At 61.4% G+C, this 15,117-nt stretch carries 13 protein-coding genes, 2 tRNA genes and 1 pseudogene; 1 reads left to right on the forward strand and 15 read right to left on the reverse strand.

Annotated elements, in window-relative coordinates; all coding sequences use genetic code 11:
* Positions 1-458 (forward strand): annotated as a pseudogene (locus AB5405_RS04665) (hypothetical protein); the annotation flags it as partial.
* 210 nt (positions 459-668) lie between these two features.
* Here the strand turns inward: AB5405_RS04665 and AB5405_RS04670 are convergent.
* From AB5405_RS04670 to AB5405_RS04740, 15 genes are all read right to left on the reverse strand, one after another.
* Positions 669-742: transfer RNA gene (locus tag AB5405_RS04670), tRNA-Gly, on the reverse strand.
* 6 nt (positions 743-748) lie between these two features.
* Positions 749-825: transfer RNA gene (locus AB5405_RS04675), tRNA-Pro, on the reverse strand.
* 91 nt (positions 826-916) lie between these two features.
* Positions 917-2,275: a branched-chain amino acid transport system II carrier protein gene (gene brnQ, locus AB5405_RS04680; protein WP_368137743.1), complete on the reverse strand. Its 1,359-nt coding sequence runs from the start codon at positions 2,273-2,275 to the stop codon at positions 917-919.
* 77 nt (positions 2,276-2,352) lie between these two features.
* Positions 2,353-3,492 carry an aminotransferase class V-fold PLP-dependent enzyme gene (locus AB5405_RS04685; RefSeq protein ID WP_368137744.1) on the reverse strand — a complete coding sequence of 380 codons (1,140 nt, stop codon included), beginning with the start codon at positions 3,490-3,492 and terminating at the stop codon, positions 2,353-2,355.
* The gene (locus AB5405_RS04690) at positions 3,489-3,740 is read right to left on the reverse strand and encodes a putative Se/S carrier protein (RefSeq protein ID WP_195239643.1); all 252 of its coding nucleotides are present in this window, start codon (positions 3,738-3,740) and stop codon (positions 3,489-3,491) included. Before AB5405_RS04690 ends, AB5405_RS04685 begins: the two co-directional genes overlap by 4 nt.
* Before the next feature lie 18 nt (positions 3,741-3,758).
* Positions 3,759-4,385, reverse strand: a complete 627-nt coding sequence (gene yedF, locus AB5405_RS04695) for a sulfurtransferase-like selenium metabolism protein YedF (protein WP_195239641.1) — start codon at positions 4,383-4,385, stop codon at positions 3,759-3,761.
* A gap of 60 nt (positions 4,386-4,445) precedes the next feature.
* Positions 4,446-5,495: a selenide, water dikinase SelD gene (selD, locus tag AB5405_RS04700; protein WP_270225981.1), complete on the reverse strand. Its 1,050-nt coding sequence runs from the start codon at positions 5,493-5,495 to the stop codon at positions 4,446-4,448.
* Between the two features lie 83 nt (positions 5,496-5,578).
* Positions 5,579-6,343, reverse strand: a complete 765-nt coding sequence (locus AB5405_RS04705; protein WP_270225982.1) for an acyl-CoA dehydratase activase — start codon at positions 6,341-6,343, stop codon at positions 5,579-5,581.
* A 154-nt stretch (positions 6,344-6,497) separates the two neighbouring features.
* Positions 6,498-7,661, reverse strand: coding sequence for a double-cubane-cluster-containing anaerobic reductase (locus AB5405_RS04710; RefSeq protein ID WP_368137745.1), 1,164 nt, complete (start codon positions 7,659-7,661; stop codon positions 6,498-6,500).
* 150 nt (positions 7,662-7,811) lie between these two features.
* Complete coding sequence (locus AB5405_RS04715; RefSeq protein ID WP_117746407.1) at positions 7,812-9,095, reverse strand: double-cubane-cluster-containing anaerobic reductase; 1,284 nt, start codon at positions 9,093-9,095, stop codon at positions 7,812-7,814.
* A gap of 429 nt (positions 9,096-9,524) precedes the next feature.
* Positions 9,525-10,595: a sulfate/molybdate ABC transporter ATP-binding protein gene (locus tag AB5405_RS04720; RefSeq protein ID WP_368137746.1), complete on the reverse strand. Its 1,071-nt coding sequence runs from the start codon at positions 10,593-10,595 to the stop codon at positions 9,525-9,527.
* A 3-nt stretch (positions 10,596-10,598) separates the two neighbouring features.
* Entirely contained in the window at positions 10,599-12,041 is a 1,443-nt protein-coding gene (modB, locus tag AB5405_RS04725) for a molybdate ABC transporter permease subunit (RefSeq protein WP_368137747.1), read from the reverse strand.
* A 68-nt stretch (positions 12,042-12,109) separates the two neighbouring features.
* Complete coding sequence (gene modA, locus AB5405_RS04730) at positions 12,110-12,982, reverse strand: molybdate ABC transporter substrate-binding protein (protein WP_368137748.1); 873 nt, start codon at positions 12,980-12,982, stop codon at positions 12,110-12,112.
* 203 nt (positions 12,983-13,185) lie between these two features.
* Positions 13,186-13,665 carry a MogA/MoaB family molybdenum cofactor biosynthesis protein gene (locus AB5405_RS04735; RefSeq protein ID WP_118080408.1) on the reverse strand — a complete coding sequence of 160 codons (480 nt, stop codon included), beginning with the start codon at positions 13,663-13,665 and terminating at the stop codon, positions 13,186-13,188.
* 10 nt (positions 13,666-13,675) lie between these two features.
* Positions 13,676-14,938, reverse strand: coding sequence for a molybdopterin molybdotransferase MoeA (locus AB5405_RS04740; protein WP_368137749.1), 1,263 nt, complete (start codon positions 14,936-14,938; stop codon positions 13,676-13,678).
* Between the last annotated feature and the right edge of the window lie 179 nt (positions 14,939-15,117).

A 15,117-nucleotide genomic window follows, 5' to 3' on the forward strand; every position in this document is an offset into this window, starting at 1 on the left:
GTGCATATGCACAAGCGAACTGCCGCGGACTGCACGGCATTGCGCGCGCATTTAACGTTTTTGAACACATGGATGGCAGATCGGATAACGGTGGAGAATCCGAGGCACGGGCGGCAATGATTCTGGCGGGAGTTGCCGCTCCCGAACTTCAGGTTGAAATCACTCGACCGGGAAACGCCGGCTATTATTTGGCAGATTACGGCTGGCAGATGCCAAACGGCTCTTGGATGCTGGCTGAGCTGCATGGACTAGGCAAGTTTGAGGACGATGCCCAAAATGATCCGGAACATACTGCGGCAAAAACCTATCGAGCTGCCCTTATGCGCGATGCGAACCTGCGTGCCATGGGCCACAACGTCATTCATTTCAAGCTCTCAGACACCTACGATGTCAAAACGTTCGGCTCCATGATGCGCGGCTACGGTATACCAACCACAAAACCCTACGCAGACTCCTGACCGGCTGCCCTCATCTTCTCGACAACAGAACCCATCATCGACCCAGCCCGCTCGGTCTCAATAAGTTGCGGTGAAATAGTTCATGGATAACAGCTTTTGTGGCTAATCCAGGAACTATTTCACCGCAACTTAGGAGGGGATGTGGGGTCCCGGCATGTATATGAAAATGGCTCTGGTCCCAAAAGGAACTAGAGCCATTCATCTATCTTATGGAGCGGGCGACGGGAATCGAACCCGCGTCATCAGCTTGGAAGGCTGGGGTTCTACCATTGAACTACGCCCGCAAGATATGGTCGGGACGACAGGATTTGAACCTGCGACATCCTGCTCCCAAAGCAGGCGCGCTACCAAACTGCGCCACGTCCCGAAGGTGTTGAGCAGCTAAGGCATAAACCTTGCGTGTCCCAAAGCGAAGGAAATTATAGGGGAGACTTCCCGCCTGTGCAAGCGACGATACCCTAGCTCCTCGAATGTGTGACAAACTGGCTATGAACCAGACCGATCACAAACGCCGCCACAGCAACCGGTGCCCACGCAGCACCGATATCTGCCAGCGGCAACGCATCGAACGGCAGCCACGCACCAGTAAAGAACGCGTCGCGGACCGAGGTGATCACGCTCTGCACCGCGACCACGCCGCCGACCCAAACCCAAACCTGCGGATGCGCGTCGCAAAAGCCGTGCATCAGGCCCATAAGCACCAGCACAATGGCAACGGGATACAGGGCATTGAGCATAGGCACCGAGAACATAAGGATCACGTCGAGGCCCACGTTGGAGAGCACGCACGAAAACGCCGCGAACACAAAGGCAAGCATCGCAAAGGGGCGGCGCATGGCCTCCTCGGAAGCCTCCGCTCCCCCTTCAACCACATACGTCTCACAGAAGTACCGCGAGCAGCAGCTAATAAGACCGATGCACACGTTCATGCAGGCGAGGAAAAAGATCGCAAAGACCACGACCGTGCCGACAAGGCCAAAGTGCATGGAGGCAGAGCGGGCAAGGATGGCGGCGCCATTGGTGGCGTCGGGCATAACCGTGCCGAGCTGCATGCCGGCAAGCGCCAGGCCGCAGTAGATGATGGCCATGAGCACGCCGGCGATCACACCGGAGCGCGAGATCTCGAAGGCCACGCGCTTATCGTCGGTAACACCAAGCTCATGGATGGTCTCGGCGATGATGATGCCAAAGGCGAGCGACGCGAGCAGGTCCATGGTCTGGTAGCCGGTCAAAAAGCCCTGCACGGCAGCACCGGCATTGTAGGGAGTCTGCGGCGCGGCAGCGGGGCCCAACGGCGAGATCACGGCAGCACCCACGACCAGCACGATGAGCGCAATGAGCGCGGGGCCCGTAATGCGCCCGAGCACGCGCGTGATGACGCCCGGACGCAGCGTGAGCGCAAACGCGACGACAAAGAAGCCAACGGCAAACACCAGGCGAGCCGTGCCGAGCGAGACGCCCTCGGGCAGCAGCGGCACCAGCATCTCGAAGGCCGTGGAACTCGTGCGCGGAATAGCCAGGCACGGGCCGATGGCCAGATACACTGCCGCGACAAAGAACTCACCGAACTTGGGGTGCACGCGGCCGGCAAGCTCGCGCGCCGTTCCGGCAAGCGCCACAGCGATAAAGCCAATGACGGGCAGGCCGATGGCGGCGATGAGAAAGCCGAGCATGGCGACCGGCGTGGCAGAACCTGCCTGCAGCGCCAGCAGTGGCGGAATAATGAGGTTGCCGGCGCCAAAGAGCATCGAGAATAGGGCGATGCCGACGGTGACGACATGGTCGGAGCGCAGACCGCGCGGCGCGGATGAGGCCATGGACACACCTTTCGGGTCGAAACAAAAACGGGACGGGCAAAAACACCCGTCCCGCAAGTATATACGCTCTAGCAGCTTTAGCAGGCTAAATCGCACAGAGCATCGATAGCCGTGTCAACTTCTTCGGTCGTGTTGAAATACCCAAATGAGAAGCGGACGACGCCCTGGCGCTCGGTTCCCAGCGCACGGTGCATGAGCGGGGCGCAATGGGCGCCGGGGCGCGTCGCAATCCCCCACCCTTGCATGAGCGCATCCGAGATCTCGGCAGAGTCGATATCGCCCACGTTGAGCGACACAATCGCAGAGCGCGTCGGCTGGTCAAAGGCACCGTAGAGCTTAATCCCCGGAATCTCGCGCACACCGGCAAGGAAGCGATCAGCGAGCGCACGCTCGTGGGCAGCAATCGCCTCGACCCCACCCTGGGCCTCGATAAAGTCGAGACCAGCGGAAAGGCCCGCGATGCCATGGCCGTTGAGCGTACCGGCCTCCAGGCGCGTGGGCCACTCCAGTGGCTGCAGCTCATCGAAGCTGTGTACACCGGTGCCGCCCATGGCCCAGGGCGCCACGTCGACGCCCTCCGCCACGGCCAGACCGCCGGTGCCCTGCGGGCCCATCAGTCCCTTGTGGCCGGTAAAGCACACCACGTCGAGCCCCATGGCCTGCATATCGATATGCTCCGTGCCGGCAGACTGCGAGGCATCGACAATCACAAGTGCGCCGGCCGCATGAGCCACAGCCGCCACACGCGCAACATCAACGGCGTTGCCGGTCACGTTGGAGGCATGCGTTACCACCACGGCACGCGTGCCCGGCGTGACCAGCTGCTCGAGCTCGTCGTAGTCGAGCACGCCGTTCGCGTCGCAGCCCGCACGCTCAACGGTCACGCCCCGCTCTGCCGTCAGGCGGTTGAGCGGACGCAGCACGGAGTTATGCTCGAGCACCGTCGTGACCACACGATCGCCGGGACGCACCACGCCATTGATGACGGTGTTGAGCGCCGCGGTGGAGTTGGGCGTAAAACAAACATGGTCCGCCCTCGGGCAGCCCAGCAAGCGCGCAAGCTTGGCACGGCAAGCATGAATCGTACGAGCGGCATCGAGGGCACCCGACGTGGCCCCGCGCCCGGCATTACCGAGCGAACACATCGCCTGCGTCACGGCATCGATCACCGTCTGCGGCTTATGCATGGTCGTCGCCGCGTTATCCAGGTAGATCATCGCACGACCTCCCACATGTCGATTACCGTAAAGCCCTCGGTGGGGACGCCCGCCGCGGCAAGCTCGCCGCGCAGCAGGTCCTCATCCGAAGGCAGCGCCTTCCACGCCAAGCCGCAGCCGGCAGCGACCTCCCCGGGCACGGGAATCGTGCGCCCGGGAAGGCCGCGCTCGACGCATAGGGTCTCGCACCCCATGGCGGCCGCCGTGGTAGGAAACGTGATGACAAGCGCCGGGCGCTTTTCTCTCATGGCAATCCCGCCCAAACGCTACGGGCGCACGACGCGCACGGCCTGCTCCATCTTCTCCACGATCACGTACATGTTGGTGACCTCGCCCACCGCAAGCTGGTCTTTAATGCCATAGTGATCGAGGCAGGTACCGCAGGTGAGAATCTCGACGCCCTGCTCGGCCAGTCCCTTCAGGTCGTCGAGCACCGGCGAGCCCTCGACGGTGAGCTTGGCGCCGCCGTTGTAGAACAACATGGTCGCGGGCAGCTCCTCCTGCTGCGTCACGGCAAAGATAAACGCCTTCATGAGCTTGTGGCCCAGTTCGTCGTCGCCGCGGCCCATGCAGTCGGTGTAGACGGAAATGACGAGCTTGCCCTTGCCGGCGCTGGCGTCGCAGAAAACGGCACCGTCCTGCTCGGGGTCCGCAACGGCCACGGCACCGGCGGTCGCGACGGTCACGTGCCACTCGGCGTCAGAAACCTTCTCGACCGAGGCCGTGCAGCCCTTCTCCTGCGCCATCTTGGAGATGTTCTTGACGGCGGTCTCGTTATCGACCGAGGTCACGACGGCGCCCTCGCCATCGAGCTGCTTCAGGGCTTTGAGCGTCTTGACGACGGGCAGCGGGCAGGCATCGCCCATGGCATTGACTTCAATTCTGGTAGACATAGTTACATCCTTTCAAAAGGGACCGCCCAGAACAGTAGGCGGTCGCATAAACGGTTTTCCTTAATGCACAACGTGGACGGCAGGACCGCCTGGCACCGGCTCGCACACGCGACCGACGACGGCGGCGATACGTCCTTCGGCATGTAGGCGGCGCGCAAGCTCATCCACATCGGCAGCAGGTGCCGCGATAAGCAGGCCGCCAGACGTCTGCGGATCGTACAGCGCGTCGAGCATGCCCGGCTCCAGGTCATCGTCAGCCGTCACGCGCGGGCCAAAGAAGTCCTGGTTGCGGTAGGAGCCCGCGGGGATAATGCCCAGACGCGCCATGTCGAGCACCTGGTCAAAGAGCGGCACCGCCCCCGACGCAAGCTCAACCTGCACGCCCGAGCCCTCGGCCATCTCGCACGCGTGCCCGATCAGGCCAAAGCCCGTAATGTCGGTGCAGCCGTGAAGCTCAAGCCCCTCGGCCAGACGAATCGGCGCCTCGTTGAGGGTGCGCATCGAGTCAAACATGGCTGCGGCCTCGTCCTGCTCGATGAGCTCGCCCTTAATGGCCGTGGTGATGATGCCCGAGCCGATCGCCTTGGTCAGCAGCAGAACATCGCCTGCGCGTGCGCCGCTGTTGGCGAGCATGCGGTCGAGCGCGACAAAACCGCTCACGGACAGCCCGTACTTGGGCTCGTCGTCGTTGATGGTGTGGCCGCCCGCGATGGAGCAACCCGCCTCGACGCACTTGTCGGCGCCGCCCGCCAGAATCTGACCGGCAACTTCAACGCCCAGACAACTGGGTATGCAGAGCAGGTTCATGGCATGGCTCGGCCGCCCGCCCATGGCGTAGATGTCCGACAGCGAGTTGGCTGCGGCAATCTGGCCAAACAGAAACGGGTCGTCGACCATCGGCGGAAAGAAGTCGATGGACTGCACGAGCCCCAGGTTCTCCCCTACGCGAAAGACGCTCGCATCGTCGGAGGTATCGAACCCCACGAGCAGGTTGTCGTTATGCACATTGGGCAAGTCGCCCAGGACCTGGGCGAGGGCTCCAGGAGCCAACTTAGCAGCTCAACCAGAGGCAGCGGTCATCTGCGTGAGCTTAATAACATCGTCAGCCATCGATTCCTCCTCTCATAGGTCAATCAGTTCCTCCCAGTATACGCATGGCGGCGCCGAGAGCGGACGGCGAATGACACCGCCCCTTACATGAGCGCCTGGACTCGAATGGCCGCGCCGATCGCTCCGGCAAAGCGAGCCTGGGGCGAGGTGGTCACGGGTGCGCCCAAAAGTTCGCCCAGACGCTCCACCACATAGGCGTTCTCGCACAGGCCACCGGTCAGATAGTACGGGGCGCCCGCTGCCTGCCCGGCCATAGTGGCCACGCGCGACACGACACTCTCGATCACGCCGCGCGCAATGTTCTCGCGCGGCTCGCCACGACCGATCAGGCTGATGACCTCGCTTTCGGCAAAGACCGTGCACATGCTGGATATCTTGGTGGGCTCACCGGAACGCGCAAGGTCGGCCATCTGCTGCTGGGAAATGCCTAGGCGGTCGGCCATGATCTCCAAAAAGCGCCCCGTGCCGGCGGCGCACTTGTCGTTCATGGCAAACTTGGCCACGCGGCCACTTTTAAGCTGAATGACCTTAGTGTCCTGACCGCCCACGTCGATCACCGTGCCGTGATCGCCGAACAGGCGCACGGCACCGGTGCCGTGGCAGGTAATCTCGGTCACGACCTTGTGCGCATAGGACACGGCGACACGACCGTAGCCAGTCGCGACCACGCGAACATCGTCGCCCGTCACGTCATAGCCAGCCGCTGCCAGTGCCTCGCGCAGCCGCTCGGAAGCATCGACCGAGGAAAACCCGGTTGGCTGCACGCACGTCCACGCCACCGAACCCTCCCCGTCGACCACAGCAGCCTTAGCCGCCGTAGACCCGATATCGATCCCGATCCCTATCATGGCTCTCTCCCAATCTAAACATCAAAGGTAGCGGCGCGTTCAGGCGCCTTAACTCTTGGTTTCTCAGGTGCCGGAGGTTGCCCCGAAAGAGGAGCGCAGCGTACTTTGGTACGCAAGCGACGGTTTGAGGGGCAAGATCCGGTGCCTGAGGAAGCTAGAGGGTTTCGATGAAGGCAGCGATGCGAGTCTCGATCTGACCCATGTCGCCATTGCTGTAATCGGTCTCAATCTTCATGTACGGAATGCCCGCACCCTCGACAGCCTCCTGCATGCGCGCGCTCTCAACGTTGAAGGTGTGGCAGGCCTGCAGCACGCTCTCTACCACGCCATCGACATGGTACTTCTCGCACATAGCCAGCGTGTTTCCCATGCGGCCTTCGTTAGGCGTCATGACCGAGCAGTTGATGTCCAGGTAGCGGTCGGCGATGGCGCGCAGGATGTCGGGAGCATCCGGGTCGATCATCATGGCCGCCGCGCGCTCGCCCGAGCAGTCGTCCATGCACACGACCACACCACCGTTGGACTCGATGGTGCGGCCGATCTTGTTGATCACGCCGCCCACCGGGCAGCCAGTGATCAGAATGCGCTTGGCATCCGCCGCAATCGGGCGCTCGCCAGCCTCGTAGGACTCACGCAGCTTGGCGACCTTTTGCTCCAGCTGCTGCGTATAGGCCTCGATATCAAAGCTGAACGTACCGGCGAACATGGTGCTCATCAGGTCGACACCGCTCATGGCCGCCGGCTGGTTGGCCTGCAGCGCGAACATCTCGAGCTGGGCCGCACGCAAGCGATTGCGACGACGGACAGCGGCGCGCAGGTCGTCATCGGTGATCGTAATACCGTAGAAGTTCTCGAGCTCTTCCTTGAGCAGGCGGCACTCCTCATACCAGCCATCGCGCTCATAGGCACGATCGCGACCCTGCGGAAGATGCAGGATGTGCGTGCGCTTAAGCTCCCCCAGCAGCTCGTACATCTTCTTCTTGCCGTCGCAGGTGGTCTCACCGATGATCATGTCGCTAAAGTACGTAAACGGGCACTTTTGCGAATAGGCAAAACCGTACGTCGACTTGATGAGCGGGCAGAGGTTTGCCGGCAGCACCTTCTCGGCCTCGGGAATCACCTCATCGGACGTACCGCACAGAGCGACACTTGCGGCCCCCGCGGCATCGATAATCTCGAGTGGCGTATAGCTGCACAAAAAGCCGACCAGGCGATTACCCGCCTGCTTATAATCCTTGACGCGAATAAACGCCGCCTTGCGCTGCTCGTTGAACTCCTCAAACGTGGACGGCAACGGCTGCTCAATATTTTTCGACATATAACTCCTAAACCTTTTAACCAACCAGGAAAACAACTTTCCAAGGTGCCCGAGGTTGCCGTGAAAGAGGAGCGCCGCATACTTTGGTACGCAAGCGATGGTTTGAACGGCAAGATCGGGTGTCCGGGAAAGTCGCCGGGACGGGTAGCCCTAAATGGTTTCCAAGAAAGCCTCAATCCTGGTTTGCAGTTGGCCTGCATCCTCGCCGGCGTAGTCGGTCGTGATGTGCAAAAACGGAATGCCGGCTTCCTCGGCGGCCTTCTCCACGGCAAAGGACTCCATCTCGTAAAGCGTGCAGAACTGCAGGGCCACGTCCACGATGCCGTCGGCATGCAGGTCCTTGGCCATCTGGACAATATCCTTCATACGCTGGTCGTTGGGCGTAAAGACGGCACAGTTGATCTTAAAGTAGCGCTCGGCGATGGCATCGAGCATCTCGTCGACCGTCTCGCCGGACTCGTCGACCAGGTCCTTGTAGTAGCGCGAGCCTGTGCAGGACTCCTCGCCTACCACAACGCCGCCGGCCTTCTCGATGAGGTTGAATAGTTTCCAGTTGGGCACGGCCATGGGCGTGCCGGTGTACAGGATGCGCTTGGTCCCCTTGGGCGCCACGCCCTCGCCGGCCTCGACACGCTGCTCGCACTCAGCCGCCATATCGTTGATGGCTCCGGTCAGACGCGGCGTGTCGTCCATAAAGGCGGCCTGAACGGTCAGCAGGCTGTCGAGACCGCTGATGGGCGCAGGGTCTGCAGCGCGCGTGGCAGCGAGGCGCTGCAGGGCGCGACGCTTCTCATTGACGGCGTGGATGGCGGCCTTCAGACGCTCAGGCGTAATCTTGACGCCGCACTCTTCCTCGATCTTGGCGGCGAGCTTCTTGACCTCGGCCTTCCAGGTCACGAGCGTAGACTCGTCGTGCACGTTGGGAATATCCATGACGTACATGTTCTTTTGCGTTGCAAAGAACTCGTAGGCCTTCTTCTTGCCATCGCAGGTGTTCTCGCCTACCACCAGGTCACTCGACTCAATGTAGGGGCAGACCTCGCCCAGCTTAAAGCCGGCAAAGCTCTTGATGAGCGGACAGGTGTTGCGCGGCAGGTGCTCCTCGACCTTGTCCGTTGCCCAGTCGGCACCCGAGCACAGGCCCACGGGAATACCGTCGCAGGCGAGCACAATCTCCTCGGGCACATACACGCAGAACGAACCGACGATCTTGGTGGCCTCGCCGGCCTCCTTCTTGTCGAGCATCTCCTTAATGCGGCCGCTGTGGATGTTGGTGGCCACAAAGTCCAGGTAGGACGTAGACTTGGGGCGATTGTTCTGCGTCAGGAACATGTCCCCGTACATCTGGCCCACGGCGCCCAGCAGCATATCATGGTCGGCAAGATTCATGCCGAGGCTCTCCCACATCGGATGGAAATCAAATTCTTCAGCCATGACGGTTCCCCTCTCGAACCAAAATCGGATAACAACGGTATCGATGCACGACGGACGGCGATTGCCCGACCGTGCTCAAACCCGGAATTTTAGGGAACCTGCTTTGCGGTCGATTATTTAGTTGTGCGTCGTCTCTCCCGGAGCCGTGAACATACCTGCTCATATGCGGCTCCGAGCGATATATAGGGCACGCGCGGCAACGCGGCAAATGTATGTCGTCTGCGGCATGTGCGCACCCTCCTCTACAAGTTGAGGTCAACTATATCAACGGTCGTCGACCATGCGAACACCGTTGACATTCGTACGACAGCCTCGTGTGCCGTCGTTTAATAAATAATTATCTTGATTGATAAGAGTTTGTCATCCTTCATTCGGCGAACGGCAAGACGAGGCCGCCGAGGCTTATATCCCCGACGGCATTACCCGACGCTACCGACAAACCAAATGGATCCTACTCGCATCGAAATGCATGCGCAGCGTCTCGCCTGCTTGCGGCAGCTCGTCGACAGGTACGCCCACCTTGTTGACCTTCCACTGCAGACGCGTGGGCGCATCAGCGCGCGGCACGTCCAGTAATACCAGCCGCTCAAAGCGCGAATCGCTCACACGGGCCACATGCAGGTCGTAGCTGTTACGGCCCCGCTCAACGCGATTGTCAACATGGAAATAGCTTGCGCGAACGCCCAGGTACGCCACATTATCGGGAACCGCGCGACCCACGTTAAAGGTCATGCCCCAGTCGAGGGCCTCAACTTCTTCGTCGCCGATCTTGCGCGCCCGGCTTGTGTTCTTGCAGCCCGTCAGGCGCAGCGCCGCCAGCGTCTGCGGACGGCGGACCACGTCCTCGACGGAGCCGATCTCCTCAACATGCCCGTCGTGCATCACGCAGATACGCTGGCACAGGCGACACGCTTCGTCGATGTCGTGGCTCACGTAGAGCACGGTGCGGTTGCACACATCGAACAGGTCGAGCATGTTCTGCTCGAGCGCGCTCTTAAGATAGGAATCGAGCGCGCTCATGGGCTCGTCGAACATAAAGATGCCCGGATGCGCCGCCACCATGCGCGCAAGCGCCACACGTTGCTGCTGACCGCCCGAGAGTCGCACGGGATAGCGGTCGGCAAAATCGGCCAGTCCAAAGATACCCAGGTAGCGCTCGGCAAGCTGCTTGCGCGCCGCGGCGTCGCCCGCATCCTTTACGCCGGCACATACGTTATCGGCCACTGTCATATTAGGGAACAGCTGATAGTTTTGGAACAGCAGGGCGCATTTTCGCTCCTGGGGCGACAGGTTGATGCCCGCCGCCGAGTCAAAAAAGGTCACGCCGTTGACGACGATCTTGCCCTCGTCGGGCGTCTCCACGCCGGCGATGCAGCGCAGCGTACAGCTCTTGCCGCAACCCGAGGCACCGAGCAGCGCCACACGATCCTCGCCGGCCTCAAGCTGCATGTCGAGCATAAACCCGGGATAGCGCTTTTTGATATCCAGAACGAGCGACATGGCCTATCGACCTCCCTGCAAAGCGGCATCATCGCGCATGAGCTCGGCCAGCGCCTCGCGAGCGATACGCAAGGCATCGCCGCCCGCCGGGTCGAGCGAATCGCCCTGTCCGGCAAGATCTTTGATCCGCTTGCGCTCCGCACGGGAAAGGCCCCGCTCGCGATACTTTTGCGAATGCGCCGTGTACATGTTGATGAATAGGATGACCAGGAAACTGAACGCAATCACAACGGCGACCCAAAAGAGGGCCACCGAGGTGTTGCCGCCCATCCACTCAAAGTAAATCGCAATGGGGATGGTCTGCGTAATGCCGGCGTAGTTGCCCGCAAAGAACAGCGTGCAGCCAAACTCTCCCATCGCGCGGGCAAAGGCGAGGACCGTACCAGCGGCAATAGAAGGCCACCCAAGCGGCATCATAAGCTTGGCAAAGATGCGACGCTCGGACCATCCCAGGGTACGCGCGGCGTCAAGCATCTGCGTGTCGAGGCTCTCAAAGGCGCCGAGCGCCGTACGGTAGACCAGGGGGAACGATACCACCACGGCAGAGATCACCGCCGCCGGCCACGTAAAGACAATCGAGACGCCGTGCGCAATCAGCCACTGGCCCACCCCGGTCGAGCGACCAAACAGCATAAGCAGCAAAAAGCCGCAGACCGTGGGCGGCAACACCATGGGGATGGTAAAGACCGAGTCGAGCAGGCCCTTGATGCGACTCGAGGTACCCATAGTCTTCCACGCGGCGAACAGGCCCAGCGCAAGGGAGATCACCAGGGCAAGGCCGCTCGTTTTAATGGACACCCAAAACGGGCGATAGTCGATGTCGCCCAAAAAGGAGACCAGAGAGGTCAAGGGCCCTTGCTCATCCCGCAACATGACAGACGACGCCTCTACCATTTGAGCGCTATCAAGCCAACGCGCGCCGCCCTTGGCATCACCCGAGGCTGATGCAATCACCACATAGCGGTCCCCATCCGCACCGCGCTCGTCAAAGCCATAGGTATACCCGCCGGATTCAAACGTTGTTTCCGCCGTGACATACCAAGGAAGATCCACGTCCCCTAGCTGCGCACCTCCCATGCAGTTTGCGCTGTCGAGCTTACAGACGAGGGCCTTGAGACCCGATACGCACTCGTTGTCCTGCGGATCCAATCCATACTTCTCGACCGCCTTGGGCGATATCCACACCACAACGCGATCGGCAGCAGGCGCCACTACAAGGTCCACGTCCTCGTCAACGGGAAACCGGTAGCCCTCAGGCTGGCCCTCCATGGCACGAGCGGTCCCCTTGGCCAACCGCTCAAAACCCTCGATCCCATAGGAAAGCCCATGAGCGGTCGCAGCAGCCTGGGCCCCGTCCTCAGCGTCCCCAGCAAACGCAAATCCCGGCACCCAGCAAAGCGCGAAAGTCAAAGCACAAGCGACAAGCATGCGGAATCTATTAAGCACGAAAAGCTCCAAGCGAATACAAGGACGGAGTGAAACACAAAACGATGGAATTATCGCGCCAAGCCGCACTACGCGGAAAGCTCAAAGCCGTACTTGGCCCAAATCTTCTGAGCCTTCTTGTTGGTCAGACAGAAGTCGATGAACGCCTTGGCTTCGTCGGCGTGCTCGGAGCTCTCGGCAACGGCACCCGGATACACGATGGGCTTGTGCGAATCCTCGGGGCACACGAAGGCCTCCTCGATGCCGTCGTAGCGGTAGATGTCAGAACTGTAGACAAAACCGGCCACGCAGTCGCCTGTGGACACATAAGCGGCGGCGGTGCCCACCTTATCGGCCAGCGCGACCTTGTCGGCGATTTCGGGAGCATACTCGCCATCGTCGCCCTCGGTGCCGGTATAAAGGCCCACGGAAGCCAGCGCCTGGTTGGCATACTTGCCAGCGGGAACAGTCTTAGCGTCGCCAATGGCGATCTTGCCGTCCAGATTCGCGACGTCGGCGATGGCCTCGACCTTGGTGTCGGAGCCCTCGGCGCGAATGATCACGAGGTCGTTGACGAACATGTCCTCACGCGTATCGACGTCGACGAGCTCGGCGGTCTCAGAGTCATCCATGGTGCCCTTGGAAGCGGTGATGAGCACGTCGACGGCGGCACCGGCGCGCATCTGCTCGACAAGGTCGCCGGAGGCCTTAAACTGCGTGTCGGCAAAGGTGGTGCCGGTCTGCTCGGTATAGAGTTCCTGGACCTCGGGGAGCGCCTTCTCGAGCGAGTTGGCGGCAAAGACCTGCAGCTCGACAGCTTTCTTGGAAGATGCCTTAGCAGAACCAGCATCGGATCCGGCCGGCTCGGACGTCTTGCCGCCCGAGCAGCCGGCAAGACCAAGGCCGGCAGCGACGGCAGCAGAGAGCGAGACGAATCCGCGGCGAGAAACCATATCGAACATGTTCAACCCTTTCGAACGCTATGCCCGGGCACCCCGCCGCAGGCTTTAATCTGCAATCAGATTATACTTCCGTGCGAATAATGGTAGTGAGAAATTATTCTCGCTAGAGAATATAGTTTCGAGGTACCGTACCCCTCGGCGTCGCTTCGGCGGAAAACAAAGGCGGAGCGACCGATAAGGTCGCCCCGCCGCAGGTAAACCGCTTAGTTGGTATGTCCGCCGCCCGCTGTCATCTGAGCCGCATGCTCCAGCTGGTCTGCTATGGCCTCCCAGCTTTCGCGGGCGGCCTTCGTAGAACCGGGAAAGTTTACGACAAGTGTATGACCTCGTTGCATGCAAATAGCGCGCGAGAGCATGGCGCGGCGCGTCTTGGTCATCGAGTACGCGCGAATCGCCTCTGCAATACCCGGCACATCGCGGTCGCAGACGGCACGCGTCGCCTCGGGCGTCACATCGCGCATCGAAAGCCCCGTGCCGCCGCAGGTGAGCACGACATTGGCGTGGCACTCATCGGCGGCTTCCACAATGGCATCACCAATCTCGCTGACGTCGTCGCGCACGACCACATGTGAGGCGACCGTCCAGCCCTGCGCTTCGATAAGCTCCTCGAGTGCGGCTCCGGCCTCGTCCTGCGCAAGATCGCGCGTGTCCGAGCACGTCACGATCGATATCTTCAACTCCATAGTCTTCCTCCTACAACACCGTTCCCTCGGGCAGGTCGACACGCACGACATCCACGACGTCGCCCGCCTTGAGGTCGCACGGTCCTTCGTCAATACGCAGCAGGCAGTTGGCCCGCTGCATCGTGCCGAGCAGCGCCGAATTCTGCGTCTTGGCCTCGGTCACCAACAGCTCACCGGTCTCGGGGTCGCGCGAAACCGTGGCGCGATCGAAGAAGCGTCGGTCCTGGCGCTTTTTCACACCGTGGGTAAGAACCGCTCGCTGCACGGGGCGCGCCCCCTCGGCAAAACCACGCATCTTGCGAATCGCCGGGCGCGCGAGCATCTCAAAGCCCACATACGCCGCGGCCGGATTGCCTGAAAGCCCCAGGTAGGGCTTACCCCCGAGCAAGCCAAACGTGATGGCCTTGCCCGGACGCATCGAAATGCGGTCAAACAGCACCTCGCCCTCGCGCCGGACGAGCGCCGTCACGTAGTCGTAATCGCCCGCCGAGGCGCCACCGCTCGTAATGACAAAATCGCACTCCTGCACGGCGCGATGCACCAGTTCGGCAATCGCCTGCTCATCGTCGGGCGCAATGCCGTAGAACACGGGCTCGGCTCCTGCATCGAGTGCCTCGGCCATCAACGCCGAGGAGTTGGAATCGCGAATCTGACCGCGCGCCGGCACCTTACTCGGTGCGACCAGTTCCGTGCCCAGCGAGATGATGCCCACACGTGGGGCAGCGTGCACCTTCACGCTCGCGTATCCAGCGCTTGCCAGCAAGCCGGCGCCGGCCGGAGCCACGACCTCGCCGGCGTGCATCACAACATCGCCGGCATGGGCCTCCTCGGCGGCAGAGCGAACGTTCTCCCCTACCTTGGCAGGCGCCGAGAAGCGAACGTGCGAGCCCTCGTTGCCGTCACCGTCGAGCACATCGACAATCTCGTATTTCACCACAGCATCGGCGCCCTCGGGCACCAGCGCGCCCGTCATGATGCGGACCGCCTCGCACGCGCCGATAGCGCCCTCAAACACATGGCCCGCGGCCTCGTGTCCGATAACATCGAGCGTCACCGGCGCCTCGCCAGATGCCTGCGCCAAGTCCGCCGAGCGCACGGCATATCCGTCCATAGCGCTGTTGGCAAACGGCGAGATGTCGATATCGGCCACCGCGTCCTCGGCCAAGGGAAAACCAGCCGCCTGCCACACGGGAATCTCGACGAGATCGGTCGGAGCAACGTGCGACAGGACAATCGACTGCGCGTCCTCCAACGGAATGAGTTTATCTGCCATATGCACCTCTTAATGCCACGGCGCACAACAGGGGCGCCGATTCTTTATGCTTGTCTCAGTATAATCCCCCGACTCACGACCGCGACTCGGCCTGAACCCGCAAATACACCTGTCGGTTGCAGGCCGCGAAACAGAATGGAAACCAACCCACCGGCTCGTCGCGTTTACCGCGTTTTATA

The organism is Collinsella aerofaciens, assembly GCF_040920445.1.
In the GTDB taxonomy this organism is placed as follows: domain Bacteria; phylum Actinomycetota; class Coriobacteriia; order Coriobacteriales; family Coriobacteriaceae; genus Collinsella; species Collinsella aerofaciens_BH.

Bases quoted from the DNA above. Each gene is read 5' to 3' on its own strand.
- brnQ (WP_368137743.1), bottom strand. From the start codon at position 2,275: ATGGCCTCATCCGCGCCGCGCGGTCTGCGCTCCGACCATGTCGTCACC.
- AB5405_RS04685 (WP_368137744.1), bottom strand. From the start codon at position 3,492: ATGATCTACCTGGATAACGCGGCGACGACCATGCATAAGCCGCAGACG.
- AB5405_RS04690 (WP_195239643.1), bottom strand. From the start codon at position 3,740: ATGAGAGAAAAGCGCCCGGCGCTTGTCATCACGTTTCCTACCACGGCG.
- yedF (WP_195239641.1), bottom strand. From the start codon at position 4,385: ATGTCTACCAGAATTGAAGTCAATGCCATGGGCGATGCCTGCCCGCTG.
- AB5405_RS04705 (WP_270225982.1), bottom strand. From the start codon at position 6,343: ATGATAGGGATCGGGATCGATATCGGGTCTACGGCGGCTAAGGCTGCT.
- AB5405_RS04710 (WP_368137745.1), bottom strand. From the start codon at position 7,661: ATGTCGAAAAATATTGAGCAGCCGTTGCCGTCCACGTTTGAGGAGTTC.
- AB5405_RS04715 (WP_117746407.1), bottom strand. From the start codon at position 9,095: ATGGCTGAAGAATTTGATTTCCATCCGATGTGGGAGAGCCTCGGCATG.
- AB5405_RS04720 (WP_368137746.1), bottom strand. From the start codon at position 10,595: ATGTCGCTCGTTCTGGATATCAAAAAGCGCTATCCCGGGTTTATGCTC.
- modA (WP_368137748.1), bottom strand. From the start codon at position 12,982: ATGTTCGATATGGTTTCTCGCCGCGGATTCGTCTCGCTCTCTGCTGCC.
- AB5405_RS04735 (WP_118080408.1), bottom strand. From the start codon at position 13,665: ATGGAGTTGAAGATATCGATCGTGACGTGCTCGGACACGCGCGATCTT.
- AB5405_RS04740 (WP_368137749.1), bottom strand. From the start codon at position 14,938: ATGGCAGATAAACTCATTCCGTTGGAGGACGCGCAGTCGATTGTCCTG.